The organism is Bacillus sp. 103mf (assembly GCF_900116295.1).
Lineage (GTDB): Bacteria > Bacillota > Bacilli > Bacillales > Bacillaceae_G > Bacillus_A > Bacillus_A bruguierae.
The window spans coordinates 59,631-84,948 of record NZ_FPAF01000014.1 but is presented as its reverse complement, the minus strand read 5'-3'; the positions used below and the strand labels follow the sequence as shown (position 1 = coordinate 84,948).

Here is a 25,318-nt window from a genome sequence, read left to right as displayed (position 1 = left end):
CCTGCTGGATGCCCGAGCAGGTTTTTATTTAATCTCTATACATTAAATATCGTTCATACCACATATCAATAAAATCAGGAGCAAATGGCCCCTTTCGCTGATGAATCCATTGCGTTAAATACTCAACGTTTCTCTTTAATATAGTGTCAATTACAGGTGGGTAATTCATAAGCTCACGATGTTTTTCATACTCATCTTCATCTAACAACGTATACGTCATATCTGGATACACTTTAATGTCTAAATCATAGTCAATATATTTTAATGCTTCATAATCATAGGCAAATGGCGAACTTAAATTACAATAGTAGTACACACCTTCCTGCCTTAGCATGCCAATAATATTAAACCAATAATTTGAATGAAAATAACAAACAGCCGGTTCACGAGTAATCCACGTGCGCCCATCAGCTTCAGTTACGACAGTGCGATCATTTGCTCCAATAACACAACTTTGTGTCCCTTTTAAAACTATTGTCTCTTCCCACATTCTATGAATAGAACCATTATGTTTATAACTATGTATTTGTATTTTTTCTCCTTCTTTGGGAAACCCCATACTTTCTCCCTTCTTTCGTCGTGAAAGCTCTTCTAAAGTTGTTATTTGAGATACAGTGCCTTTTTTATTTCTTTTTCAAACATATTGAGCCGAATTCACTTTTCTTTTTATTATAACGTTTCTGTCGAAATTTTAAAACAAAAGAGCCGATTCATGAAATCGTCTCTTCGTTCGAAAGCATCTTCTCATTTTCAAAAGAATGAATCACCGCTGCTGTTTGTTGCTCAAATTTCAACTGTAAACCTTTTAATGCTCTTTCTGTTTTTTGAATTTCTTGGCGAATAAAATAGAGTTCCTTCACATCTTGCTGATTCCTTTCAAGGTGTTGATATTTTTCTAAATGAACTTGTAACTTTAATAATTCATCCATCGTCCGTAATTGTTCTTCAACCAGTTCATCAAACAGTTTCATTCCATCCCCCCTAAAAATACTATTACATATTTTCGAATAAAGCCGTATCTTCTCCTTTGACTACATTTGTTGACTTATTAGAAGTTATGTCGGCTCACATAAAAGTAAAATTATGAAAACATAACAAAGAAAAAACACTTCCCTTATATTAGAGAAGTGTTTTTTGTTATTGATTCGTACTAAGATTTTTTTGCTGCTGATTTTGTATTTTGTTGTTTTACTGCTTGTACATTTGTTTCAGTTGCAAACTCTGTACCATAGCCAGCACTTGCACTTTGAGCGCTAACGCTAGAAGCTTGTGATTTTTTAGCTTCTGCTTGTGCATTTTGTTGTCTTACTTCTTGTGCATTTGTTTCAGAAGCAAATTCTGTTCCAAAACCTGCGCTTTGAATGCTAGCACCAGAAGTTGTTTTACCTAAACTTTGTTGTTTTTTGTTCATCTTTCTCACCTCCACAACAAATAATGTAACCATCCTTGACTGAACCTATCCGTTAAAAATACGAAAAGAAAAATATTTTTTACGTATACAGACAAAAACATTCATTCAAACTAATGATGATGGAGGTGCTGCACAATGTATATTGGACGTGATATGACAGAGTTATCAATGACTCCGAAAGATCAATGGAATCAAGAAGAACTCGCTTATTTTCATCATTCCTTACAACAAATGATGCCCTACTTAAATGTAGAAGGCCAAACTATTTATAAAGAAATTATAAAAGAAATTGAAGCACGCGGTGGTTTACAAAAAAACGAAGCTAGTTGGACCTATGGTACAAAAATTTCTTACGATTAAGAAAAACGTGTTCCCTAACTTGGGAACACGTTCCATCTCCTATCTTTCTTACCTGTTGTAAAGGACCAAACTGGTGAAGTTACTTGACCACCATATCGGTCTTCGACTTTTATATACCATTGATACGTCGTATTTTCCTTTAAATTCTCCAATTTCACTTTTGCGTTGCGCCAATTTGCTACAAAATTATCTTTACCAATTACTTCATTCGTGTACACGTTCACTTCTACATAATCTGTTGCAACTTGTTTTATCGCAGGTTTCAAATCAACGTCTAATTCAAATTCATCTTTTTCTGGATACTCTTCTGGTTTATAAAAATTATATTCATTTAAATATGGAGAGTACGTTTTGACATACATTTTGTTCGCGGTTGTATCAAATTGCAAAAGACGCATATAACCTTGTCCACCCTCTGGACCACCTTGATAATCCGCTAACATTTGATATACTTTACGATCTGCGATTCCGTCCCCATTATCATCAATTTCATCAACTAATGTCTCACTATCATGATAATGCCCACTCAACACAGCTAACACATTTTTATTCGGTTTAACTACTTCATTAAAAATTTTGTCGCCAATCGGACTACGATTACCTGATACAAGTAAATATTCATGGAATGATAAAATTACTTTTCGATTTGGATATTTCTGCAATACTTCCTTCATCCATTGAATATCTTCATCTGTAATGCCCCATCCCATATACATCATAATAAAATCGTTACCTTTTGCTGAAATCAAATCATAGTGTCCACGGTTATCCTTATAACTTTCACCGTAAAATGGCTTATCTTTAAAACGCCAGTCCCCAAAATATTTTGAGTATGCTGTATAGTCCTCATCTTTATGATTTACATCATGATTCCCAGCCAACACACCATACGGTACTTTCGCATTCTCAAGTACTTTCATATATTCATCTGCACGCTGCCATTGAAATTCTTGATATGACTTATCAACAAGATCTCCTGTATGGAACACATATTTAATATTTAATGGATCTTTTTGCGCAGCAATCCAGTCAACCTGACTTTTATAAATATGTGGATAACTTTCGGAATAATACTGTGTATCAGACATCCAGACAAATGTGTAATCAAACTTGTTTGGCGAACTTGGGATTTGGTCTTGTACGATAACACTTACTTTTTGATCTTTTACATATTCTTTTGCTAATACAGCACCTTTTAATTCAAAATCCTTGTCTCCAGCAATTTTCGATATAAGTTCTGTCCACTTATTTGTCGTATAGTTCCAAGCATACATTGTAACTTTTCTTCCTTCTAGAGAACGACCATACCACTTTACTTCTACCGTATCATCATTTCTCACATCAGCAGCAACTGTTACATCAAAGCGATGGTACGGGAATTTCTCTGTTGATTCCGTTGTATAATATTTCCCATCTTTTTTACTAACTTTACTTAGCTGATCTTGGTCAAAGCTTTTCTCACCATTTACAGCAAATGCCTGTGGTGGCTCTTGCTCTATTGCATTTTCGGTAATTTTCATATGATCTGTTTCATTCGGCTTATACGAATACCCTTTATAAAATGTTGCCTTCATTGCATCATTTGTTGGATCAGTTACTTTCGCTTCAAGTGTCGGACTCGTACTCACATTTTCCTCTCCGTCTTTAGGTGCAATCGGAGTAGGATCTGTTGGATTTTCTGCCCAGGTTTCAAACATAACTGTCTTTTCTTGACGATTCCCTACTTGGTCCTCCGCCTCCACATGTAGCTCATGCTTTCCTGCTGCTAATTGTGCAGATGATGTTTCGTACGGAGTTATAATCTCTTTACCGTCCAATATAACTTTTTTATTTTTTACTCCTGCTATATCATCCGTAACTGTTACATCGATTGGAATTTTCCCTTTATATTTCTTATTCTGTACTGTAGTAGAAATCTGTGGTGGTGTGTTATCAACTTTTACATTCGCAATGACTTCTTTATTTACCCCATCTTGCACTGCAATTCGATGATTTCCATCCTTTTCTTGTTTTGTATCCCATAAATACGCGTTCGAAATAAATTTGTCTTCCGGAACCTGGAATCCGAACGTAAATACTGGTGTTGATGTATCTCCATCACCAACTGATAACTCCTGATTTGGATTTGCAAAGTTCGGATCATATAAAGTCGTTCCATCCGCTAATACAAGGCGAACATTTTTCAAATAAAAATCATCTTTGTTCTCTTCAACTCGATCATCAAATGGAGACGTTTTTGTGCCAGATCGAATATCAATTTTGAACGGTTCATTATATTTAATTTTTGATTGATCAATTTTTACAGTTAATGTGACATAATCACTATACGTATCATCAAATACACGCAACACTTCATTTCCAATTGTGACTGCGTTTTTAAAATACAAGTCAGTTTGTTTTACATCGAAAGCAAAATAGGCAGGCTTCTCTAAAGCACGATATGTGTTCGTCTCTACTTTCTTTCCGTCCACTAAAAGAGAAAGCTGTTCAGACCCAACCGACGAAGAGGTTCCTTTTAATAAAACTTGATTTGCGACCACTTCATCATCTTTTACATTTAGACGAAGAGGGCCTTTATCTTTCTCACCAGCTATTTGCACTGCGTACATATCACTTTTTACTACATGTAAGCCATCAGAAGCTTCCAAGTAATATGTTATTTTCTCTTTTCCAATTAATTCAGGTGAGTAAATGGTATAATAATATTTTTTATCTACACGATTCTCTACTAAATTTTCAACTTTATATTCTGCATTAGGATTCGTTTTGTAATATAATTTCACACTTTTAACTTGTTCGTTATCAAGAACAGAAAAACTCAATTTATGATCTTGAAATTCAGAAATTAGCCCTTCTGTCGGTTCATGTGAAATTGTCGGCGGAATTGCATCTGCCTTCAAAGCAACTCGTTCAGCCGGTACTTGCCCTTCGAATACAGTTCCAGGAGATGCATTATGCTCTGCACTACTAATCTTTTGCATCATTTGTGAGCCATCTTGAGGATAGCGATATAAAATTCCCTTATTTGCTTTCACATCAGCTTGGTTTGCTTGATCATTGTAGTAGGCAGCTGCAATTTCTTTCCCCGTCTTTGTTGCAACGACAATGCCACGGGCACTTCCATTCGCCATTCCATTTGAGTATATTCTAACAATATTTTTATTTTCTACTAAGTTCACTCCAAATTGTTTATTAAAATCAGCTACATTCTTCTCATTATTTTCACCATTTATAATCCAAAATACGAGAGACTGCCCTGATGGAATTACAACATCATCTGGAGTGGATCCCCAAATGAGATCCCCCTCTGGTCCTTCAGGTGGATAACGATACCGAATTGTATAATCCTTAAAATTAAGATCCTGCTCGCTATTGTTATACACTTCAATAAATTCATATCCATCTGCTTTCCCAACATTCGTCGTGTCTGGCGTCACTTCTGTAATCAAAAATGGCGGTACACTTTGCGGATCTATTTTTTTATGTTCTACTTTTGTTTCATAGGATTTTTCAATTGTTTCTTGATTACCTTGCACGACAATTTTATAGAATAATGAGTTTCCCCATAGCTCTTTTTGAGGAATTGTCACCTTATAAATATCGCTATTTCCTTCTTTATTCATCTGCAATTTTTTGTGTGTTAATTTGCCATCTTGAGTATACAAAACGGCTACATTTTCCCCACCTTTAATCGTTGCAGTAATAGTTAGATCCTCTGCTTCGGTATGAGTAGGTGATGCTGTATGCTCAATCGTAACGCCAACTTGATCTGATTGTTTTACTGGCTCTAACGGTACTTGAAATGGTATTTGCACAACTGGTGTTCCTTTTTCAAACAAACCTACTTTTTGCATTTCAACACTTTCAGGCTTGTATGCATAAGCAACACTCTGACCAACCTTTACATCTGATTTCTCATATGTTACAGATGATAAAACTGTTCCGTACTGATCAGCAAATTGAATGGTTCTTCCAGCACTATTAGACATCCCATCTGATTCAATTTGAAGTACTTGTTCTTCAGTTATATTTCCACCGTACGCTTGAATAAAATCTTGTTTTGATACCCCTGCATTTCCTTCATTTTTAATCCAAAACACTCTCGTTTCTTTTGATGGGATTGTTGCATTTTCTGTGAAATTCCAATCTTCACTTCCAGTTTCTGAATACTTATAAATAAGTTTATAATCTTTCAATTGTATTGCTTCACTTGAATTATTGTATATCTCTATAAATTCATATCCATCTTTTCCATTTACATTTATCGTATCTGGCATTAGCTCAGTAATCATAACTGGCCTATTCTTTGTATAATCTTCTGACTGATGCTGAACAGTACTTACATATTGTTCTTTTTCTGGGAAGGTAATAACCTTTCCACCCTGTTCAATTTCAAACCAATATGTAAACGTATCAGACCAAATGTCTGACTTTTGAACAACAGTAGAATACAGATTATTCTCGCCTTTATTCATTTTCAGTTTTTTCACTAACAACCCGGAGGCACTACGATATATAAGGTTTACTTTTGCCTCATCGTACGTACTTGCTAACTGAAGTTCAATCGGTAAATCCTCATGTGCATTAATTTTCACTTTAGGTACATGCGCTGTTTCTTGTAATGGCTTTTCTTTTTGATTATTATCTTTTTGTGCAGGCTCTAGTTGTTTGGAGTTTGGCTGGACTGCCTCTTTTTGTGTGGATTCCGTAGATGCTTTTTCTTTTTCGTGCGATTGAAATGTAGTGTAAGTCCCAGGGGATGGTATTTCATTTTTTATTTCTTTCTTTGTTTCATTCCAAAAAGAATGAATTGATATATCTTTATTCTCTTTTCTTGTTTCAATGACATCTACCGTTTTATTTTTCTCATTCGTTACTTCAATCCTAATTTGTTCATCACTTAAATCCTCAGTAGCAAATAAAACTTGATCTTCCTTTATTTCTGTCTTATAGCGTTCATTAATCTCATTAACTGTTTTATTTCCAAATAAGATTAACTTCGTTTCTTTTGGTTGTACAGATTGCTTTTCATTTTCATCTTTAAATTTTAGCACTTTTCCATTGACCTTCAGTTGAACATTCTTCATATCCATAACTTTCGCCGATGGGTTGTACAATTCGATATAGCGTAGATCATCTGTATAATGAACTTCTGAAATGAAAGCTTGCTGATTTTGTTCCTTCTCCTCAGCAAGAGTGACATAGCCTGACCCAGCTAATGTTTGAAGCAAGAAAGTTGCTACAATTGCTGAACGGATTGCTTTTTTAAACATTTTCTATCCCCCTTTAAATTTTTCATTACAGCTTTCATTGTATTTGTCATTTGTTAAGGAAATATGAAATATTTGTAAGAAATTGTTATATTTATGTCAAAAAAACTCCAGCCATTATGGTTGGAGTTTTTTGACACATTCTTCAAAAATTGTTCGATGTGATTTCGAAATTGGTAATTGTTCAAATTCTTGGATCGTTATCATCTTTAAACGATCTGCTTCAGCAATGGTTCCTGTTACGGTGCCGTAAAATACAAATATATCCCACGTTCTATGAGTAAATGTATGCTGGACATTCATGGCATACTCATCAATAGAAACGGAAAGAGAAAACTTCTCTTTCATATAGTCTGTAAATTGTTGTTTATGATTACGGATACCTTCTCCAATTTCTACATTAGGAAATTCCCACATGTTAGCAAGTAATCCTGTACTCTCTCTTTTATTAACTACATATTTACCATCTTCTGTACGCAGGACACCGGCAACAAGCGGCACCATTTTCGGCGCCTTTGCTTTACTTTTTACTGGCAACTCCTTTTGTACTCCTTCTGCAAACGCGCGGCAATGTTCCCGAACAGGACAGAGAAGACAAGATGGGTTTTTAGGAATACAAATAAGTGCCCCTAGTTCCATCAGCCCTTGGTTAAAATAAGATGGATTTTCTTTTGAAATGATTTGACGAACAACATCTTCAAATACTTTACGTGTTTTTTGTTTTGCAATATCATCCCAAATTGACAAGATACGTGATAATACACGCATCACATTTCCATCAACAGCCGGCTCTGGAATCCCGTAAGCGATACTTAAAATTGCCCCTTTTGTATAGGGTCCTACACCTTTTAACTTTTCAATTTGTTTTACATCACTAGGAACCTTTCCACCATATTGTTCTTTTACTTCTTTTACGGCAGTGTGTAAATTACGTGCTCTCGAGTAATAACCAAGTCCTTCCCACGCTTTTAACACTTCTTCATCCTCAGCATTAGCTAACGCTTCTAGCGTTGGAAACTTTTCCATGAAGTTTGCGTAATATGGTTTTACAGCTTCAACCCGCGTTTGCTGAAGCATAATTTCCGAAACCCAAATACGATACGGATCTTTATTCATACGCCATGGTAAATCACGCTGTTCTGTTTCAAACCAACTGATTAAATCATACCGAAATTTTTCTATGTTAAAGTCATCTAATATCTCAAGCTTCAAACTTGATCCCCCTCATTTTTTGCATATACGTACTATTATAAAGAATTTAGGAGAAAATTTAAGTAAGTAGTTGTAAGAAATAAAAGGCAAATGCCTTGTGATATAGAATAAAAAGAGTTACATTAATAAAAAACGGAGGTGGTTTTCATGGACACAGCCACTCATCTTGTCATGGGCGTTACATTAGGAAGCTTAGCAACGCTAGATCCAGCGCTCAGTCAAAGTGACTTCGGACCACAAGCTGTGATGTTTGCAACAATTGTCGGTTCAAACATCCCTGATATTGATACTGTTTTAAAATTAAGAAACAATGCAAAATATATTCGAAATCATCGCGGGATTACTCATTCTATCCCGGCCGTTATTTTTTGGTCATTTTTTGTTAGTGGGATTACTTTTGCAGTATTTCAAAGCCCTCCCTATCTTCACATTCTTCTATGGACATTTATTGCTGTGTTTCTTCATGTTTTTGTTGATATTTTCAATGCATATGGTACACAAGCACTACGACCTTTCACTAAGAAATGGGTAGCACTAGGTGTTATTAATACATTTGATGTAGTGATTTTTTTCATTCATACATTAGCAATTGCCTGTATGCTTGTCGGTGCAAATAAAGGTTATGCCGGAGCAGCTGCTTATATTTTAATGACCATTTATTATATTGGCCGAATTATGATGCGCCAAAATGTAAAGAATGTCGTAAAGAAACGGTTCCGTGACGTTGAACAAGTCATTATTTCACCGTCATACCGCTTTTATCATTATCACTTAGCTATTGTTACAAAAGATCATTATTTTGTTGCCCGTTGGCATCGCGGTAGTATTATGGTTCATGATAAATTCGAGCGCATTCCATTACCTGATAACGATGTCATTCGTGCCGCTCAAAAAGATGAAAACATTTCAGCATTCTTATCATTTTCTCCTGTCTATCGCTGGGATATTTTTGAATACAACGATTATTATGAAGTTCGCTTTATTGATCTGCGCTACCGCAGCAAAGATTATTATCCGTTTGTTGCCATTGTTCAGCTGAATAAAGATTTTGAAATTATGAGTTCATACACAGGATGGATTTTCAGCGAAGAAAAACTACGCAAAAAGTTAGAATTAATTCCCCATTAAAAAAACGACCAAAATTGGTCGTTTTTTTAATGTTTTACATGATTTTCTTGATTAATTAAATGACTGTACTTTGGATTATTCGTTTGTATTTCATGTAAACGCGCCCCTTGGTTGTTAATCCACGCTCGCACAACTTTTTCTGTCATTTCAATTCCTTGATACGTTCCTACTTTTGCATATGTCGCGCCAAAGTCCTCCCATAACAATTCAATCCAAGTACGTGCTTGAGAGTAAGAAAGAGAAGTGTTTTTTTCAAGAAGTTCTTTCGTTAATTTTTCAAAAATATCGTTCATGTTATATCTCCTTTAGTCAATTCATTCATTTTTTTCAACATATAAGTCACGGCTATGCAAAACACAACATGACCGCTACTTGCTTCATCCCTTTGTTTTAAATCTTGCACGTGGCAGAAAAGGGCACTGACCGCTTCTACGCGTGGCCAGTTGCTCTCGCCCACCTAAAAGAAAGGGGTTTTTTGTATAGTTTTTATATCGTTTTTTTATTTGTATTTCTCTAGAATATTTTCTCTCACATTGCACAATCTATAAGTGATACTTTTTGTATCAATTTGTAGCGAGGGGGAGTTCCTCTTGGGCAAACAATCTGAAATTTGGTCTGAATCCAAAAACAATAGCAAAATCAACGGTCCTACACAAGCAAAAGCTCGATTTGCTTCAAAACGACCTAACGGCACTATTAACACGCATCCACAAGAGCGAATGCGTGCCGCTAATCAAGAAGAAGCATAAATGTCTATCGATAACTTCTTATACGAGGTGATAAAATGAGCTATCGTAACCATTTAGACCGTCATTCTGAATTATTCGCTCCAACGTGGGCTCGTCCAAAACATGCAAAAGCGCAAGTAAATGGACAAACGCAGCAAACGCAATCTCTCATTATTTTGGCAAATGAGATGAGAAAACGTCAATTTTAACTGCCTATCTCCTTTAACAATTACAAAAAGTGAAAACTAGAGCAGCCAAGGCTCTCTAGTTTTCACTTCTTTTGCAATAACGAAATAGGAATTCCAATTTCCTCTGTTTCATTTTGTTTGTGCCCCCAAGCAAATACCCCATTAAAATACGTAATCGTAAACGATGTCCCTGGTTCTTCTACAAGTTCATATGTTTCGCCAACCTGAAATTCATTTATATCTGTCATATAAGCACGTGCCATCGCAATTTTTCTCATTAAAACATCAAATTCATTTACAATGCCAAGTTGTTCTGCTTTTACTGCTTGCTCTTTTAAATTGCCAATTTCTTCTCTTAATTCATGTGGTGTCATCTCACTATAGCGCTTTGGCATATTTCTCATGTTTTTCTCCCTCATCCCTCTTCACGTTTCATTTGAATAAACACTTCTATTTCATCAATCGAAAATCCCTTTCGATATAACGCTTGCTTCATCTTATTTTCATACGTCCAACCATCATATTTCTTATATTTTTCATGATATTTATTACCATGATATATAAGAGCTTCTTCTTGCTTTTTATCATCCTTTTCATCTTTTAGTTCTTCTAAACAAATTTGAATGATATCACGCCCATACCCTTTGCGTACTAACATCTCTTCTAATTTTTGTTTCATTTGTAGAAAAGAATGTTTTTGGTAAGACTTTTTCTTTTTTTCTATAAGTACAAGAGCATTTTCAATTTGCTTCTCCTCGGGATACTCCTGTAAACTATGGGTAATCATTACATCCGAAATCCCTTTACTTAACAGTTCACGTCTAATTACAATTGGTCCTTTTTGGCTCACATTGCTATGCGTACGCACATATGCAATTGCATACTCTTTATCATTAATATAACGGTCATGTAATAGTTTTGAAATAACTTCAGAGATGATGGCCTGTCCAATTTCTTTTTTCCGTAATTGCTCTTCTACTTCTTGCTTCGTTCTCATTTGATGCGATAAATAAGTAATTGCATATAAATATGCTTTTTGTACTTCTTCATCATATAAAATATTTGTTAATTCAATATCATCAAATTCCAAACCTTTTTGAAGCCCATGCTTTATTAAGGTCACTTGATCAACACTGAAACCATATTCTTCTCCATGACCTTTATCAATGTAAATATTAAATCTTTCTTTCGTTCGTTTTTGTACTTCTATTTTTGTAATGACAGCCATAAATTTCACCTCAATATCATTTTAACATACATGAAACAAATTTGAATTTCTTGAATATATATAATGAGGAGGGATTTCTCTTGGAAATTGCTATTTCTGGAGGAACAGGTTTTATTGGAAAAGCACTCACTTTATATTTAGCAAGCAAAGGGCATACCGTATACATCCTGACACGTCAATTAAGAGAAAATCATTCCCCTGCAAATATTCAGTATATAAAATGGAATGCTAACGCTGCAGAATTCCCGCTTCCTTCCGTTGATATCGTTATTAACCTTGCCGGAGAATCTATTAATAATGGTCGCTGGACTAAGAAACAGAAAGAAACAATTATAAATAGTCGTTTAAACACGACAAGGGGCTTAATTAAACAATTACAAACATTACGCCAATACCCAAACACGTTTATCAATGCAAGTGCAATTGGCTATTATGGTACATCAGAGACAGCTACATTTACAGAAGATCATTCCAAACAAGGGAATGATTTTTTAGCCACTACAGTACAATTATGGGAAGAAGAAGCGAGTAAAGCAGCCGACCTTGGTATTCGTACTATTTATACGCGCTTCGGTATTGTTCTTGGCAAAGATGGAGGAGCACTACCGAAAATGTTACTTCCATATCAACTCTTTATTGGAGGAACAATCGGTTCGGGAAATCAATTACTTTCTTGGGTTCACCTTGAAGATGTTGTTCGAATGATTGATTTTGTGATTCACACAAAGGAAATAAGCGGTGCATTCAATATTACAGCTCCTCACCCTGTAACAATGCAGGAATTTGGAAGAACAATCGCGACTGTGCTGCATCGACCACATTGGTTGTCAGTACCTGCGATTGCACTTAAAACCCTGCTCGGCGAAATGAGCATCCTTATTTTACAAGGACAAAGAGCATTACCTCAAAAGGCAATACAACACGGATATACACATTCTTATGCTACTTTAGAACATGCTCTTCAAAATATTGTATTGCACTAATAATTTCCGAATTTCCCCTAGAAAAAACTTGCATAAAAACTAAAGAGGTTATTATGAAAACATTATTTAAGCAAGCGACTGTTTATCCTATTACATCCCCTAAATTGCAAGGTGATGTATTAGTAGAAAATAACAAAATTGTTGCATTAGAACGATTTATTGAAGTTAGCGAAGATATGACTGTTATTAATGCACGCGGCCTTCATCTTCTTCCAGGCTTTATCGATGTGCATACACACCTTGGTTTATATGATGAAGGAACAGGATGGGCTGGAAATGATGCAAATGAAACAGCAGAAGTCCTAACTCCTCATATTCGTTCTTTAGACGGCATTCACCCCTTTGATATTGCTTTTCAAGATGCCCTGCAAAACGGTATTACAACCGTACATGTTATGCCTGGAAGTCAAAATGTAATCGGCGGAACAACATGCGTCATAAAAACGGCAGGAAATAGTATTGATCATATGGTCATTCAAGAACCTGCCGGTTTAAAAATTGCGTTTGGAGAAAATCCAAAACGCATGCATAGCAACGGAAACAAAGAGTCTATTACCCGTATGGGAATTATGGGAATGCTGCGAGAATCCTTTTATGAAGCAAAGCATTATGGGAATGATACCGACTTTCGAATGATCCCTATCTTGCAAGCGCTCCGCCGCGAAATTCCTATACGTGCCCACGCCCACCGTGCCGATGATATTTTATCTGCTCTTCGCTTTGCTAAGGAATTTAATCTTGATTTACGTATTGAACACTGTACAGAAGGCCATCTCATTGCTGATAAATTAGCAGGCCACGCTTTAAAAGTATCTGTCGGTCCAACATTAACACGCCGTTCAAAAATTGAAATTAAAAACAAATCTTGGCAAACATATCATACTCTATCTACTCATGGGATTGAAGTCTCTATTACGACAGATCACCCCTATACCCCCATTCAATATTTAAATGTTTGCGCCGCTATCGCTGTGCGAGAAGGATTAGATGAACATAAAGCTCTAGAAGGAATTACGATTATACCTGCCCGCAACTTACGTTTAGAAAAGAAAATTGGTAGCATAGAACCTAGAAAAGACGCTGACCTTGTCCTGTGGACTCATCATCCTTTTCACTATTTAGCCAAGCCTGTATTAACAATGATAGACGGAAAAATTATCCATACAAAAAAATCATAAAAACTAGTTTATTTTTTTCATTAGATGAAGTATTATACGATTATAAACTGAATGAAACCATGATCAATTTGTGTCGTGACTAGTAATTTCAAATTGATGAATGGGGAAGGCAAATGGTGCGCCACCAGCATTGTAGACTGGTTCTAGTGGGTTCGATTCCCACCCCGAAATTTTTTTAAGTTTTATATAAAAATTTCGAGGGTGGGGTGTTTTTTGTCGTCATGCTACCCTCTTTTTAGGAGGAGATAGTATGCTAAAAAAACGTGACCTACATGACAGCCACGTTCTATATGATTTGATGATTCACCCTGATGTCTTCCCCTTTGTGCGTCAAAAGGCATCTTCTTATGACGAATTTTTGTTTTTAACAAAACAAACGATTGAGGCTGAAGAGCGCGGAGAATTAATTTCACGCACAATTGTTGATGAATGGGGAAATCCAATCGGAACAATAACTTTATTTGACATCGAAGAAAAAGCAGGTTTTCTTGGCACTTGGCTCGGCAAACCATATCACGGAAAAGGTTATAATAAGCCAGCAAAAGACGCTTTCTTTAGTGAACTTTTCTATGAACTAGATATTGAGACTATTTTCATGCGAATTCGCAAATTAAATACTCGTTCTATTAAAGCTGCCGAAAAACTACCATACGTCAATCTAGCAAATGAAACACGTAAATGTGTATACAATCAAATTAACGCAAACGGTGAAGTATATAACTTATATGAAATTCCAAAAGATCAATACACACTACACACAATGCGCGAAGCAACATTCCAAGACGCTCACCATTTAAAAGAAGCGTAATCTATGTATATCTCCCTCTGTCATTGGTAACGATAGGTAATAACTTTATGACACGAGGTGAACTGTAATGGATAAGAAAAGACGTGAAAAATCAAAAAGTAAATTATCTAGCACACAAGAAGTTCTCTATCAACGTGAATTCAAAAGAGCGGATCGTGCTGCTGGGTATAAACCAAAAGGAATTTTTTAGCATATTGCTACCTCTTGTTCAGAAGAGGTAGCTTTTTTTGTGGAAAACTTTATCCACAAAATTACTGAACATGTGTATAAATTCGAATATCTTTTCTATAAGAGAGGAATTTAACCACAGTTAGCTTGTTTGATTTGTGGATATATTTACTAAATTTTGTGGATATTGTGGATAATTTTGTTAATATTTTAAGTTTACTGTATATTGAAAGCGGATTCTTATGTGGATAAAGTAATATTTACATTCGCCTTCTTTCTTTTCTCAAAATCTTGATGCAAGTATCAACTCTCACAAATAGTGAGATACAACTATACAAACGTTCCCGAAATAACGAAAAAAACCTCCTTCTACTCAGATAGAAAAGAGGCTCTTATATTAAGTAAAAGACTGCACAAGGGCTGATGAACGTACTGGTGAATGTACCCGTACGTGATTTTCCTCTAAAATAGAATCCACAATATGAAACGCTGGTTCCGGACGATAAATGCGTTTCATCGCTTCTTTCATTTGCAATAACTTCATATCATCTTGTAATAATTCTTTCGTTTTCTGAAAGATTTCATGATCTTCACGAATAACAACTGCTGCACCTTGTTTTTCAAAATACTTCGCATTTTCATTTTCTTGTCCTGGTACTGGTTTATATAAAACGACAGGTACTTGCAAAGCTGCTGCTTCACTTAATGTAATCCCTCCTGGTTTTGTAATCATACAAGAGGTAATACGGAACAGCTCATCAATATTCTCCACATAACCGAATACTTTTAATGCATCTGGGTTGCTTTCCTGTAGTTGTAGCAAATCTTCTTGCAATGCTTTATTTTTCCCACAAACTACGGCTATCTGTAGATTAGGAACTGATAGAAAGGACTGACATAACTCTTTTACACTTCCTAGCACTCCATGTGCCCCTGCTACAATAAGTAAGGTCTTTTTGTCTCGTGACAAATCATACTTATCATACAAAGCTTCTACATTAACAGATGCTTCAAAGTTTTTACGAATCGGAATTCCTGTTTCTACAATTTGCTCAGCAGGTACTCCTACTTCTACCATAATGTCCTTCACATAATCTGTTGCGACAAAATACCGATCCACTTCTCGGTGAATCCATATTTTATGCAAGCAAAAATCAGTAAGTACATTATAAACAGGAATAGAAATACCTGTTTGTTTTTTTAGCTCTGGCACCGCAATGATTGGAAATGTATTAATAACAATATCGGGTTTTTCAGCATGTAATATCGCTTTTAAACGTTTTCGTCCAAAATTAGCATACCATGATGCAATTTTTTTATCGTAAATTTTTTCAACGCCGTAATAAAATAAGCGGTATAGCTCTTTCCCAATTGTATAGCTTTTTAAATATAAATATTTTGTAATATCTGTTATGACAGGATGTGATTCACTAAAAAGATCGCATACAATTACATCCTTCAGTCCTCTTTGACGAAATGTTTGTTCTAATGTTTTTGCCACTTGTACATGACCGTTACCGTAATGTGCTGTTAATATTAAAACCTTGGGGTTTTTAATCAAACAAATCCACTCCTAGCTTTTTCGGTCTTTTATATTGCACCTGTCACAATATAAAAAACAATTTCCTTATAATTTTGCATGTTTGAATTCCAACGATTTCCCGCTGGATATGTACCTGTCGTGGATATACAAAGCATATGTTATTGACCCCTTAATCCCATCTGCTCATATCTTAACATTATACTTTCCTATAACTGCTTTCGCAATAACTTGACATTTATCTATACTCCATGATACGCACTATACTATTTCTTAATTCTTTCTATTGTTTCGTTTTCCCTTTACATTTTCGTAAATTTATCCATATCATTTCTTTACAAAAATAGTCATTATATAATTTAAGTATACTCTTTTCCTTATTTTTACTCTACTATTTATCGAAAGAAAGCAAAAAGCCTAATCCAAAATTGGATTAGACTGCTCCTAAAATGCTTTTTGCTTTTTGAACACATTCTTCCGTTGGAGGCTCTACTCCTTGAAGAGGATACTTGTGACCTAGTGCCTCCCATTTATAGACCCCTAACTTATGATACGGCAATACTTCTATCTTTTGCACATTATCAAGACTTTGGATAAAGGCTGCCAATTTCTCTAGGTCTTCTGTACTATCAGTAACTCCAGGTACAAGTACATGACGCACCCAAATTGGTTTCTTTTTATCTGATAAATAACGAGCAAATTGTAAAATATGTTCGTTCGGTTTTCCTGTTAATTTGCGATGTTTTTTTGAATCAATATGTTTTAAGTCAAGTAATACTAAATCTGTATATTCCATCAAAATATCTAGTTTTCTTTGGAATTCTTCATCTTCAGAATAGCACCCACCTGAAGAATCAATTGTCGTATGAATGCCGATCTCTTTACATTTCTTAAACAGTTCAATCAAAAAGTCTAACTGTAATAGCGGCTCACCGCCACTTACAGTAATACCACCGCCGGAAGCTTCCATAAAAGGAAGGTAACATGTAACATCCTGCATCACTTCTTCGACTGTTATTTCTTTCCCTTTACCAATTTCCCACGTATCCGCATTATGACAATATTGACAACGTAGTAAACATCCTTGCGTAAAGATGATATAACGAATTCCTGGGCCGTCAACAGTACCACAAGACTCAACAGAATGAATTCTTCCTTTTATCATGTTACTTCCTCCTCTATTAAAACAGCTCCCCTCTGTCTTTATGAAAAACAGAGGGAAACTTTTTACTTACATGCTTTCGTGCATTGTACGGTTAATAACGTCAATTTGTTGTTCGCGAGTTAACTTAATGAAGTTAACAGCGTAACCAGATACACGAATTGTTAATTGTGGATATTTTTCAGGATGTTCCATTGCATCCATTAATGTTTCACGGTTAAATACGTTAATATTTAAGTGATGACCTTCTTTTATAGCATACCCATCTAGCATAGATACTAAGTTGCGAACTTGTGTTTCTTCTTCTTTTCCAAGCGCTTTTGGAATAATAGAGAATGTATTAGAAATACCATCTCTTGCTTCTTCATATGGTAATTTCGCCACAGATAATAATGATGCTAGTGCACCTTTTGTATCACGTCCGTGCATTGGGTTTGCACCAGGTGCAAATGGTTCGCCAGCACGACGGCCATCTGGTGTGTTACCAGTTTTCTTACCGTACACAACGTTAGATGTAATTGTTAAGATTGACATTGTATGAACAGAGTTACGATATGTTTTATGTTTACGAAGCTTGTTCATAAATGTTTTTACAAGGTTTACTGCCATTTCATCTACACGGTCATCATTGTTACCGTATTTAGGGAAATCTCCTTCGATTTCAAAGTCAACGGCAATACCATTTTCATCACGAATTGGTTTTACTTTCGCATATTTAATTGCACTTAAAGAGTCAGCTACTACAGATAATCCTGCGATACCTGTTGCCATTGTACGAAGAACCTCTGTATCATGAAGTGCCATTTCGATACGTTCATAGCTGTATTTATCATGCATGTAATGAATGATGTTTAATGTATTTAAGTAAAGGCCTGCTAACCATTCCATTGTCACATCAAATTTCTGCATAACTTCTTCATAATCTAATACTTCAGAAGTAATTGGTGCATATTCAGGTCCAACTTGTGCTTTTGATTTTTCGTCTTTACCACCGTTGATTGCATATAATAATGCTTTTGCTAAGTTTGCACGTGCTCCGAAGAATTGCATTTGTTTACCAATTCTCATTGCAGATACACAGCAAGCAATACCGTAGTCATCACCATATTCTGGACGCATAATGTCATCATTTTCATATTGAATTGCAGATGTTTTGATAGACATTTTTGCACAGTAATTTTTAAAGTTCTGTGGTAATTGTTTAGACCAAAGAACTGTTAAGTTTGGTTCTGGAGCTGGTCCTAAGTTATCTAATGTATGCAAGAAACGGAATGAGTTCTTCGTTACTAATGGACGACCATCAAGTGCAATACCACCGATAGATTCTGTTACCCAAGTTGGATCACCAGAGAATAATTCATTATAATCAGGTGTTCTTGCAAATTTCACAAGACGTAATTTCATAATGAAGTGGTCAACAATTTCTTGTGCTTCTTCTTCTGTTAATGTACCGTTTACTAAATCTCTTTCAATATAGATATCTAAGAAAGTAGATGTACGGCCAAGACTCATTGCTGCACCGTTTTGTTCCTTAATTGCTGCAAGATAACCGAAATATAACCATTGGAATGCTTCTTGTGCATTTGTTGCTGGCTTAGAAATATCAAAGCCATGAGAAGCTGCCATTTGTTTTAATTCTTGAAGGGCACGAATTTGCTCAGATAGCTCTTCGCGTAAACGAATTGTCTCTTCGCTCATTACACTGCTCGTTACATTTAAATCTGCTTTTTTCGCTTCGATTAAACGATCGATACCGTATAATGCAACGCGGCGATAGTCACCAATAATACGACCACGGCCATATGCATCTGGAAGACCTGTAATAACACCTGACTTACGAGCTGCTCTTATTTCTGGAGTATAAGCATCGAATACACCTTGGTTATGCGTTTTACGAAAATCTCTGAAAATACGGCTTAGTTCTTTGTCCATTTCGTATCCGTAAGCTTCACAAGATTGTTCTGCCATACGAACACCACCGAATGGTTGTAATGAACGCTTAAATGGTTTGTCAGTTTGGACACCGACTACTTTTTCAAGATCTTTATTTAAATATCCTGGACCATGTGATGTAATAGAAGAAACAATTTCCGTATCCATGTCAAGGACTCCACCATTGTCACGTTCTTGTTTTGTTAAATCCATTACTTGATCCCAAAGTTGTTTTGTCGCTTCTGTTGCAGCGGCTAAGAAGGAGTCATCTCCTTCGTAAACGTTTATGTTATTTAAAATGAAGTCGCGAACATCAACTTCTGCTCTCCACTTTTCACCTTTAAAGTTTTCCCATGCATTTTTTACATTTTCTAATACTTCAGTCATCCTAATCTCCTCCATTTTTTGATTAGTACAGGACTAAGATTTTTTATATAACAGCTTACGTATTTAGGATACTACTTTTTAAAAAAAGTGAACGTTAAAGTTGTGACATGTTTGTGAATAATTGAGCAAACCCCTATTCGCATAGTGAAAACATCATTTGAAACTTTGGTAAATTAGCCCTCTTTTAGCAATTTTATTTTTTTGGCATTCAAATAAAGGAATCCTTCTCTGTAGTATAAGAGTCGTGCCTATTGTAAACTGTAATACTCTTTTCCTTTATTCTGTTATAGTTTTTTGAAACAGAATAAAAAAAGGTGTACCTGTTTCGGCACACCTTTTTTCATTCCAGTTCCCTCTTACGCCCTCCATCATGAAAACCACCTCGAACACCAAGTTCCTCTATCACACATGACATACCTTCTATATGGTCCCCTATAATTCGAAGTACAGCAGGAGCATGTCCTTTCACTGCAAAATGTTCGCTCGGACGAATGCGATTCAGCTGATCCACATCCACGCGATGCACACAAGAAATTAAAAAGCCGGCTAATATCGCCTTTACCTGTGCTACACATGGAGATAATAAAGCATCAAACCCAATACACTCTAAACAACTCCTACTAAACGCATTTGGTACAGCTACTAGCGAACCTATCCCTAAATCTTTTCGATTGCAAGCTAAGTTTAAAGCATATTTTAGCGCCGTAACAAGGTGTAATGGCGCTCGTAAATCCAAATAGTAATTTAAATCATTCAATACCACATCTTGCCCGTCCGCAACCGCTTTGGCAAAAGGATACAAATCTTTTGCAGGTATCACAAAATCACCATCAATAAATAGTAAAATATCCCCCTTAGCCATTTGAGCACCTATAGAACGCCCTACATCATTTCCAAGTCTTTCTTCATATACAACAGTTGTAGCTCCGCACTGCTTTGCAATCGTTGCTGTTTGATCATTTGATCCATTAACAAGAACGATAATTTCAAGCGGTTCAATTTTACGTGCTTCTTGAATAACCATTGCAATTGTCATTTCTTCATTTTGAACAGGAATGATAATAGAAAGTCGTTTACCATTATATAAATTAGATTGAACACCCCAACCTTTATAATACGGCGGCAATGCTTGATCACCGAGCTTTTGCAAAGCTAATACAATATCTCTTCTCCTATTTCCATCTGTATATACTCCTCGGCTATCATAATTAGCCAACCATTCGCCCAATGCTTCTATATGATCCCCTATCATTCGTTGCTCTGCATGTGCAAGTTGATCCCCATATGCTTCATGCTCAGCTGGACGAAACTTGTTTGGAGTAATGACATCAATTGCACAGTGCCTCTGTATTCGCCATTTTTGTGTTATTAAACGAACATGCGCAACAATCGGATTACATAATGCATCATAACCAATACTTTCTATCGCTTCTTTCGTTATCGCATGCGGTACTGATAAAATTGAATCAATTTGTAAATCGGCTCGGTTCACTATATCGTTCAAAATTTGTCGCCAGACGGTAATTGAATACGGACGTTGTTTTTTCTTAAATAAAGCGTCAAAATTATTTAGAATCACGTCTGCTTGTCCATGTAAAATGGGATTGAGAAAAAAACTGAGGCTAGATGAAGGAATAGGAAAATCACCGTCTAAAAATAACAAGACTTCACCCTTGGCACACTTGGCGCCGACTGCACGACCGACGTCATTTCCAAACACTTCGTTACTACTTAATACTGTACAACCCAGCTCTTTTGCAATTCGTTCCGAATCATCTGTACATCCATTCGCAACAACAATAACTTCAAGCGGATTCAGCTCCTTTGCAGAAAGGATTACCTCTCGAATAGAATCGGCTTCATTATATACAGGAATAATAATAGATAACGACTTAACCATATAATTCTTCACGAAACCAAGTGATGGTTTTCTGTAATCCTTCTTCAAATGACACCTTTGGTTGAAATTGCAGTAAAGCAGTTAACTTCGTTACACTCGGACGTCGATGTGGAATTTCTTCAAACCCATCAGGATATACTTCCTCAAATGGAAGATAAATAATCTCCGAAGAACTTTGAATTGTCTTTCGAATAATTTCAGCAACTTCTTGAATAGAAATTTCATGTTCAGAACCAATATTAATAATTTCACCATTTACTTTCTCATCCATTGCTCTAATTGTTGCTTCTACTGCATCTGTTACATACGTAAAACAGCGCGTTTGTGCACCGTCCCCATATACGGGAACTGCTTTATCTTGCAAAGCTGCACTAATAAACCTCGGAATAACCCCTGCATACGGACCATCTTTAGCGCGTGGTCCATATATATTAAAATATCGGACAATTGTTACTGCCAATCCTTGGCGAGCGTAACTTAAACAAAGCGTTTCTTCTAACGTTTTACAAATCGCATAGCTCCATCTAATTTTTGCAGTTCCACCATATAGACGATCACCCTCCTCTAAAAAAGGTGGTTTTGCTTTTCCATACACTTCAGATGTGGACGCAAATACAACTTTTTTCTTCCCTTTTAAAGCAGCTTGCAAAATATTTCTCGTCCCGTCAAAGTTTGTTTCAATGAGCTCAACGCTTTTTTCCATCGTGCTTCTTACACCTAAAATAGCCGCTAAATGAAATATGACATCATGACTTTGAACCAGTTTTTCAATTTTCTCTTTATCTAACACACTTGCTTTTACAGTTGAAATTTTCTTCATTAACTCTAAATGATATTTACGTTCTCCTTTATAAAAATTATCTACAATCGTTACATCATAGCCACGATGCAAAAGCTCTTCGGCTAAATGAGAGCCAATAAAGCCAGCTCCTCCTGTAATTAAACATCGCTTTTTCATATATTCACCTGCTTTAATACGCCACGTGTATCTAATACTTTCTTCGCTTGTTTAATTAACTTCCAATCAATAATAGAATGATCTGTTAAAACAACTACAATATCCGCTTGATCAATCGCTTCCTTCGTTAATAAAATAGATTCATAACTTTTACCAGAAATGTTTGCAACCGGAATATATGGATCATGATACGACAGGTTATACCCTTCCTTTTGTAACAAGTCGGCAACTATAAGAGCAGCTGATTCGCGTAAGTCATTTACATTTTTCTTATAGGCGAGACCTATTAACAACACGTTTGCCTTTTCTGTTATTTGTTCTTTTACTTGTTTCACAATATGTTTCGGCATTTCCTCATTAATACGATGTGCAACATCAATAAAATGACTAACCAGACCATATTGTTTCACTTTCCATTGGAAATATAACGGATCAACGGGAATACAATGTCCACCAATTCCTGGCCCTGGCCAATACGGTGTGAATCCAAATGGTTTCGTCGCTGCTGCTTCTAAAGCTTCGCGAAAATCTATTTGTAACGCCTTACATAATAAATCCATTTCATTTACCAATGAAATATTAACGAGCCGTTGTATATTTTCAAAGAGCTTGCACATTTCAGCAACTTTCGGCGTGCTAACTGGCACTATATAATCAAATATATCTCCATATAATTCCATAACTTTTTTCTTACACAACTCTGTTTGACCACTTACAACTTTTGGAATAGATTGTACTGTATGTGTCGTATTTGCCGGATCAATACGTTCAGGGGAATATCCGATATAATAATCTATCCCAGCCTTTTTACCGCCTTTTGATAGAATCGGAATAACTACTTCTTCTAACGTACCTGGATATGTTGAACTTTCAAAAATGAAGGTTTGGCCCATTTGAAGATGTTTTTGAATATAATGCGAGGCGGAAATGATGGCACTTAAATCTGGTTCACCATTTTGATCTATCGGTGTTGGCACCGTTACAATGATGTGAGTACTTTCTTCAAATGCTTTCACCCCTTTTTCTGGAGTTGTTGCTCTAAAGCCGCCCTGTTCAACTAATTGCTGCAACACTTTAGATGTAACATCAGGGATGTAACTAAAACCGTTTTGAATGCTTTTTATTTTCTCTTGATCTTTGTCTAATCCTACTACCTTATATCCTTTCTGCGCAAAATGAATCGCCAGCGGCAAACCAACATATCCTAAACCGATAACCGCCACTTTGCGATGATTAATTTCCATGCTCCTCTTCCTTTCTAAGTTGGTCTATAATCGCCCTGTCACGTTCACCATCTGTAAAACTTCCTCGTTTATCTGTATGTTTTAATAAATAAGATATAGCTTCTAATTGATCCCCAAAAATACGATCAAAGGCGGGTATTCGTCCGTTCACAACATGATGTTGTTCTGGACGAATTCGATTCGGTTTTACAACATCAACATAATGAATAGCTTGGATAGAAAAACCTTCTAATATCGCTTTTACTTGAGCTAACGGCGGAATGATTAACGCTTTATAGCCAATTGTATCTATTACTTTTCTATGAATCGCATGTGGAACAGCTGTTAAAGAGTTGTTCCATAAGTCCGGACGCTTTACTGCTAGGTTTACAAAATATTTTCCTGCGCTAATTGGATCCACTGGATGAAACTCCTCTAACAAACATTGCATGTCATTTAATGCTATATCAACACCATTATCGATAGCTTTTATAAACGGCAATAGCTCTTCAGCTTGAATAACAAAATCGCTATCAATAAATAAGAGAACATCTGCCGTTGCACACATCGCTCCGATTGCTCTTGCAACATTATGACCAAGCGCTTCCCGAAACTCTACTACAATAACCTGTTCTGCTTTAGCCTTTTGAATCGTCTCTTTATCTGCACCATTAGCAACCACAATAATTTCATCAATCCCTGCTCGCTTTACTTCTTTAATAACAGCCGTAATTGTTTCTCGTTCTGCACCGGCCGGAATAACTGCACTATATTTTGCCTTTTTTTCTTTCGGAATAAAACAAGTGTAATCACTTACAACATCCCGATTTCGTTCACCATCTGTAAATCCACCCCGCGTGCCATATATTTCAATCAAATGATGCAATGCACGCAAATGGTCTCCCATAATACGACTTGTCGCTTTTGGATAAGGTGATCCGGGGGATGTCCCTGTATGAACGGGGCGAACCTTATTAGAATGAATAACATCTACAGACCCTAAGTCCCCAATGGTCATCCCTTTTATAACGGCCATTGCTTGAAATAATGCCGGATCTGCTAAATTCCACCAGCCTATTTTCTCAATCACAGTTCTTTTTATCGCATGTGGGATGGCAATGAGTGAACCGACAACAAGCTCTTTTCGATTTAAAAAACGATTTAACATAAGTTTACTCACTGTTGTATAATGTGGACGAATCTTCAAATAAACAGACCATGTTAAATTATTAACCGCAATATCTTTTCCTTGTTTAATACATTGAATAAATGGTAGTAACTCTTGATGCGAAATAATAATATCTCCATCTAAAAATAAAACAATTTCTCCTTTCGCTTCCCTTGCTCCAATTGCCCGGCCAACATCATTACCTAACGAATGCTTACTATAAATGACTTTACATCCGAAGCCCTCTGCGATTTCTTTCGTTCGATCGGTAGATCCATTATCGACAACAATTATTTCATAAGGTTGTACCTTTTTTACTTCTTCTAGCACACCTCCTATCGTCTGAGCCTCATTATGTGCTGGAATCACAACAGACACACGCATTT

Annotated in this window: 23 protein-coding genes; 8 read left to right on the top strand and 15 right to left on the bottom strand. The window is 36.1% G+C overall.

What is annotated here, in order from left to right; translation table 11 throughout:
• Positions 1 to 28 precede the first annotated feature (28 nt).
• The 3 genes from BM350_RS21475 to BM350_RS21465 form a co-directional block, all read right to left on the bottom strand.
• Positions 29 to 559, bottom strand: a complete 531-nt coding sequence (locus tag BM350_RS21475; protein WP_090916978.1) for a nucleoside tri-diphosphate phosphatase — start codon at positions 557 to 559, stop codon at positions 29 to 31.
• 151 nt (positions 560 to 710) lie between these two features.
• A complete protein-coding gene (locus BM350_RS21470) occupies positions 711 to 971 on the bottom strand; it encodes a YgaB family protein (protein WP_090916976.1) in 261 nt (86 codons plus the stop codon).
• 179 nt (positions 972 to 1,150) lie between these two features.
• Positions 1,151 to 1,426, bottom strand: coding sequence for a gamma-type small acid-soluble spore protein (locus tag BM350_RS21465; protein ID WP_170857751.1), 276 nt, complete (start codon positions 1,424 to 1,426; stop codon positions 1,151 to 1,153).
• Positions 1,427 to 1,546: 120 nt separating this feature from the next.
• On the opposite strand from BM350_RS21465, the gene BM350_RS21460 reads away from it, so the two are divergent.
• The gene (locus BM350_RS21460) at positions 1,547 to 1,771 is read left to right on the top strand and encodes a hypothetical protein (protein WP_090916972.1); all 225 of its coding nucleotides are present in this window, start codon (positions 1,547 to 1,549) and stop codon (positions 1,769 to 1,771) included.
• A 14-nt stretch (positions 1,772 to 1,785) separates the two neighbouring features.
• On the opposite strand, the gene BM350_RS21455 is transcribed toward BM350_RS21460, so the two are convergent.
• Entirely contained in the window at positions 1,786 to 7,044 is a 5,259-nt protein-coding gene (locus tag BM350_RS21455) for a lamin tail domain-containing metallophosphoesterase family protein (RefSeq protein ID WP_090916970.1), read from the bottom strand.
• A 114-nt stretch (positions 7,045 to 7,158) separates the two neighbouring features.
• The gene (mutY, locus tag BM350_RS21450) at positions 7,159 to 8,253 is read right to left on the bottom strand and encodes an A/G-specific adenine glycosylase (protein ID WP_090916968.1); all 1,095 of its coding nucleotides are present in this window, start codon (positions 8,251 to 8,253) and stop codon (positions 7,159 to 7,161) included.
• Positions 8,254 to 8,400: 147 nt separating this feature from the next.
• Here mutY and BM350_RS21445 point away from each other — a divergent pair, with 147 nt between their 5' ends.
• On the top strand, positions 8,401 to 9,381 hold the full coding sequence (locus BM350_RS21445; protein WP_090916967.1) for a metal-dependent hydrolase: 981 nt from the start codon (positions 8,401 to 8,403) through the stop codon (positions 9,379 to 9,381).
• Positions 9,382 to 9,407: 26 nt separating this feature from the next.
• Here the strand turns inward: BM350_RS21445 and BM350_RS21440 are convergent, their stop codons facing one another.
• Positions 9,408 to 9,674 carry a YfhJ family protein gene (locus BM350_RS21440; protein ID WP_090916965.1) on the bottom strand — a complete coding sequence of 89 codons (267 nt, stop codon included), beginning with the start codon at positions 9,672 to 9,674 and terminating at the stop codon, positions 9,408 to 9,410.
• A gap of 297 nt (positions 9,675 to 9,971) precedes the next feature.
• Between BM350_RS21440 and sspK the strand changes: the two genes are divergently transcribed.
• Complete coding sequence (sspK, locus tag BM350_RS21435) at positions 9,972 to 10,130, top strand: small, acid-soluble spore protein K (protein ID WP_090916964.1); 159 nt, start codon at positions 9,972 to 9,974, stop codon at positions 10,128 to 10,130.
• A 35-nt stretch (positions 10,131 to 10,165) separates the two neighbouring features.
• Positions 10,166 to 10,318: a YpzG family protein gene (locus BM350_RS21430; RefSeq protein WP_090916962.1), complete on the top strand. Its 153-nt coding sequence runs from the start codon at positions 10,166 to 10,168 to the stop codon at positions 10,316 to 10,318.
• Positions 10,319 to 10,380: 62 nt separating this feature from the next.
• On the opposite strand, the gene BM350_RS21425 is transcribed toward BM350_RS21430, so the two are convergent.
• Both BM350_RS21425 and recX read right to left on the bottom strand, forming a co-directional pair.
• On the bottom strand, positions 10,381 to 10,701 hold the full coding sequence (locus BM350_RS21425; protein ID WP_139207694.1) for a YfhH family protein: 321 nt from the start codon (positions 10,699 to 10,701) through the stop codon (positions 10,381 to 10,383).
• A gap of 11 nt (positions 10,702 to 10,712) precedes the next feature.
• The gene (recX, locus tag BM350_RS21420; RefSeq protein ID WP_090916960.1) at positions 10,713 to 11,525 is read right to left on the bottom strand and encodes a recombination regulator RecX; all 813 of its coding nucleotides are present in this window, start codon (positions 11,523 to 11,525) and stop codon (positions 10,713 to 10,715) included.
• Between the two features lie 80 nt (positions 11,526 to 11,605).
• On the opposite strand from recX, the gene BM350_RS21415 reads away from it, so the two are divergent.
• The 4 genes from BM350_RS21415 to BM350_RS21400 all read left to right on the top strand — a co-directional run bounded on the left by BM350_RS21415 (position 11,606) and on the right by BM350_RS21400 (position 14,684).
• Complete coding sequence (locus BM350_RS21415; protein ID WP_090916958.1) at positions 11,606 to 12,508, top strand: TIGR01777 family oxidoreductase; 903 nt, start codon at positions 11,606 to 11,608, stop codon at positions 12,506 to 12,508.
• Positions 12,509 to 12,561: 53 nt separating this feature from the next.
• The gene (locus tag BM350_RS21410; protein ID WP_090916956.1) at positions 12,562 to 13,686 is read left to right on the top strand and encodes an amidohydrolase; all 1,125 of its coding nucleotides are present in this window, start codon (positions 12,562 to 12,564) and stop codon (positions 13,684 to 13,686) included.
• Positions 13,687 to 13,936: 250 nt separating this feature from the next.
• On the top strand, positions 13,937 to 14,494 hold the full coding sequence (locus BM350_RS21405) for a GNAT family N-acetyltransferase (protein ID WP_090916955.1): 558 nt from the start codon (positions 13,937 to 13,939) through the stop codon (positions 14,492 to 14,494).
• A 67-nt stretch (positions 14,495 to 14,561) separates the two neighbouring features.
• Positions 14,562 to 14,684 carry a YfhE family protein gene (locus BM350_RS21400; protein ID WP_090916953.1) on the top strand — a complete coding sequence of 41 codons (123 nt, stop codon included), beginning with the start codon at positions 14,562 to 14,564 and terminating at the stop codon, positions 14,682 to 14,684.
• A gap of 375 nt (positions 14,685 to 15,059) precedes the next feature.
• On the opposite strand, the gene BM350_RS21395 is transcribed toward BM350_RS21400, so the two are convergent.
• From BM350_RS21395 to BM350_RS21365, 7 genes are all read right to left on the bottom strand, one after another.
• Positions 15,060 to 16,223, bottom strand: a complete 1,164-nt coding sequence (locus tag BM350_RS21395) for a diglucosyl diacylglycerol synthase (protein WP_090916951.1) — start codon at positions 16,221 to 16,223, stop codon at positions 15,060 to 15,062.
• Positions 16,224 to 16,635: 412 nt separating this feature from the next.
• Positions 16,636 to 17,367: a pyruvate formate-lyase-activating protein gene (gene pflA / locus BM350_RS21390; RefSeq protein WP_090916949.1), complete on the bottom strand. Its 732-nt coding sequence runs from the start codon at positions 17,365 to 17,367 to the stop codon at positions 16,636 to 16,638.
• A 66-nt stretch (positions 17,368 to 17,433) separates the two neighbouring features.
• Positions 17,434 to 19,683: a formate C-acetyltransferase gene (pflB, locus tag BM350_RS21385; protein ID WP_090916947.1), complete on the bottom strand. Its 2,250-nt coding sequence runs from the start codon at positions 19,681 to 19,683 to the stop codon at positions 17,434 to 17,436.
• Between the two features lie 340 nt (positions 19,684 to 20,023).
• Positions 20,024 to 21,583, bottom strand: a complete 1,560-nt coding sequence (locus BM350_RS21380; protein WP_090916945.1) for a glycosyltransferase family 2 protein — start codon at positions 21,581 to 21,583, stop codon at positions 20,024 to 20,026.
• The gene (locus tag BM350_RS21375; RefSeq protein ID WP_090916943.1) at positions 21,576 to 22,541 is read right to left on the bottom strand and encodes an NAD-dependent epimerase/dehydratase family protein; all 966 of its coding nucleotides are present in this window, start codon (positions 22,539 to 22,541) and stop codon (positions 21,576 to 21,578) included. The genes BM350_RS21380 and BM350_RS21375 overlap by 8 nt, the downstream gene beginning before the upstream one ends.
• Positions 22,538 to 23,785, bottom strand: a complete 1,248-nt coding sequence (locus BM350_RS21370) for a nucleotide sugar dehydrogenase (RefSeq protein WP_090916940.1) — start codon at positions 23,783 to 23,785, stop codon at positions 22,538 to 22,540. The genes BM350_RS21375 and BM350_RS21370 overlap by 4 nt, the downstream gene beginning before the upstream one ends.
• Positions 23,775 to 25,316: a glycosyltransferase family 2 protein gene (locus BM350_RS21365; RefSeq protein WP_090916938.1), complete on the bottom strand. Its 1,542-nt coding sequence runs from the start codon at positions 25,314 to 25,316 to the stop codon at positions 23,775 to 23,777. The genes BM350_RS21370 and BM350_RS21365 overlap by 11 nt, the downstream gene beginning before the upstream one ends.
• Between the last annotated feature and the right edge of the window lie 2 nt (positions 25,317 to 25,318).

What these genes read in the sequence shown, in the direction of transcription:
- BM350_RS21365 (WP_090916938.1), bottom strand. Translation starts at nt 25,316, where the DNA reads ATGCGTGTGTCTGTTGTGATTCCAGCACATAATGAGGCTCAGACGATA.
- BM350_RS21375 (WP_090916943.1), bottom strand. Translation starts at nt 22,541, where the DNA reads ATGAAAAAGCGATGTTTAATTACAGGAGGAGCTGGCTTTATTGGCTCT.
- pflB (WP_090916947.1), bottom strand. Translation starts at nt 19,683, where the DNA reads ATGACTGAAGTATTAGAAAATGTAAAAAATGCATGGGAAAACTTTAAA.
- recX (WP_090916960.1), bottom strand. Translation starts at nt 11,525, where the DNA reads ATGGCTGTCATTACAAAAATAGAAGTACAAAAACGAACGAAAGAAAGA.
- BM350_RS21425 (WP_139207694.1), bottom strand. Translation starts at nt 10,701, where the DNA reads ATGAGAAATATGCCAAAGCGCTATAGTGAGATGACACCACATGAATTA.
- BM350_RS21475 (WP_090916978.1), bottom strand. Translation starts at nt 559, where the DNA reads ATGGGGTTTCCCAAAGAAGGAGAAAAAATACAAATACATAGTTATAAA.
- BM350_RS21380 (WP_090916945.1), bottom strand. Translation starts at nt 21,583, where the DNA reads ATGGTTAAGTCGTTATCTATTATTATTCCTGTATATAATGAAGCCGAT.
- BM350_RS21405 (WP_090916955.1), top strand. Translation starts at nt 13,937, where the DNA reads ATGCTAAAAAAACGTGACCTACATGACAGCCACGTTCTATATGATTTG.
- BM350_RS21445 (WP_090916967.1), top strand. Translation starts at nt 8,401, where the DNA reads ATGGACACAGCCACTCATCTTGTCATGGGCGTTACATTAGGAAGCTTA.
- pflA (WP_090916949.1), bottom strand. Translation starts at nt 17,367, where the DNA reads ATGATAAAAGGAAGAATTCATTCTGTTGAGTCTTGTGGTACTGTTGAC.
- BM350_RS21470 (WP_090916976.1), bottom strand. Translation starts at nt 971, where the DNA reads ATGAAACTGTTTGATGAACTGGTTGAAGAACAATTACGGACGATGGAT.
- BM350_RS21460 (WP_090916972.1), top strand. Translation starts at nt 1,547, where the DNA reads ATGTATATTGGACGTGATATGACAGAGTTATCAATGACTCCGAAAGAT.
- BM350_RS21400 (WP_090916953.1), top strand. Translation starts at nt 14,562, where the DNA reads ATGGATAAGAAAAGACGTGAAAAATCAAAAAGTAAATTATCTAGCACA.
- BM350_RS21430 (WP_090916962.1), top strand. Translation starts at nt 10,166, where the DNA reads ATGAGCTATCGTAACCATTTAGACCGTCATTCTGAATTATTCGCTCCA.
- BM350_RS21370 (WP_090916940.1), bottom strand. Translation starts at nt 23,785, where the DNA reads ATGGAAATTAATCATCGCAAAGTGGCGGTTATCGGTTTAGGATATGTT.
- BM350_RS21410 (WP_090916956.1), top strand. Translation starts at nt 12,562, where the DNA reads ATGAAAACATTATTTAAGCAAGCGACTGTTTATCCTATTACATCCCCT.
- BM350_RS21440 (WP_090916965.1), bottom strand. Translation starts at nt 9,674, where the DNA reads ATGAACGATATTTTTGAAAAATTAACGAAAGAACTTCTTGAAAAAAAC.
- BM350_RS21455 (WP_090916970.1), bottom strand. Translation starts at nt 7,044, where the DNA reads ATGTTTAAAAAAGCAATCCGTTCAGCAATTGTAGCAACTTTCTTGCTT.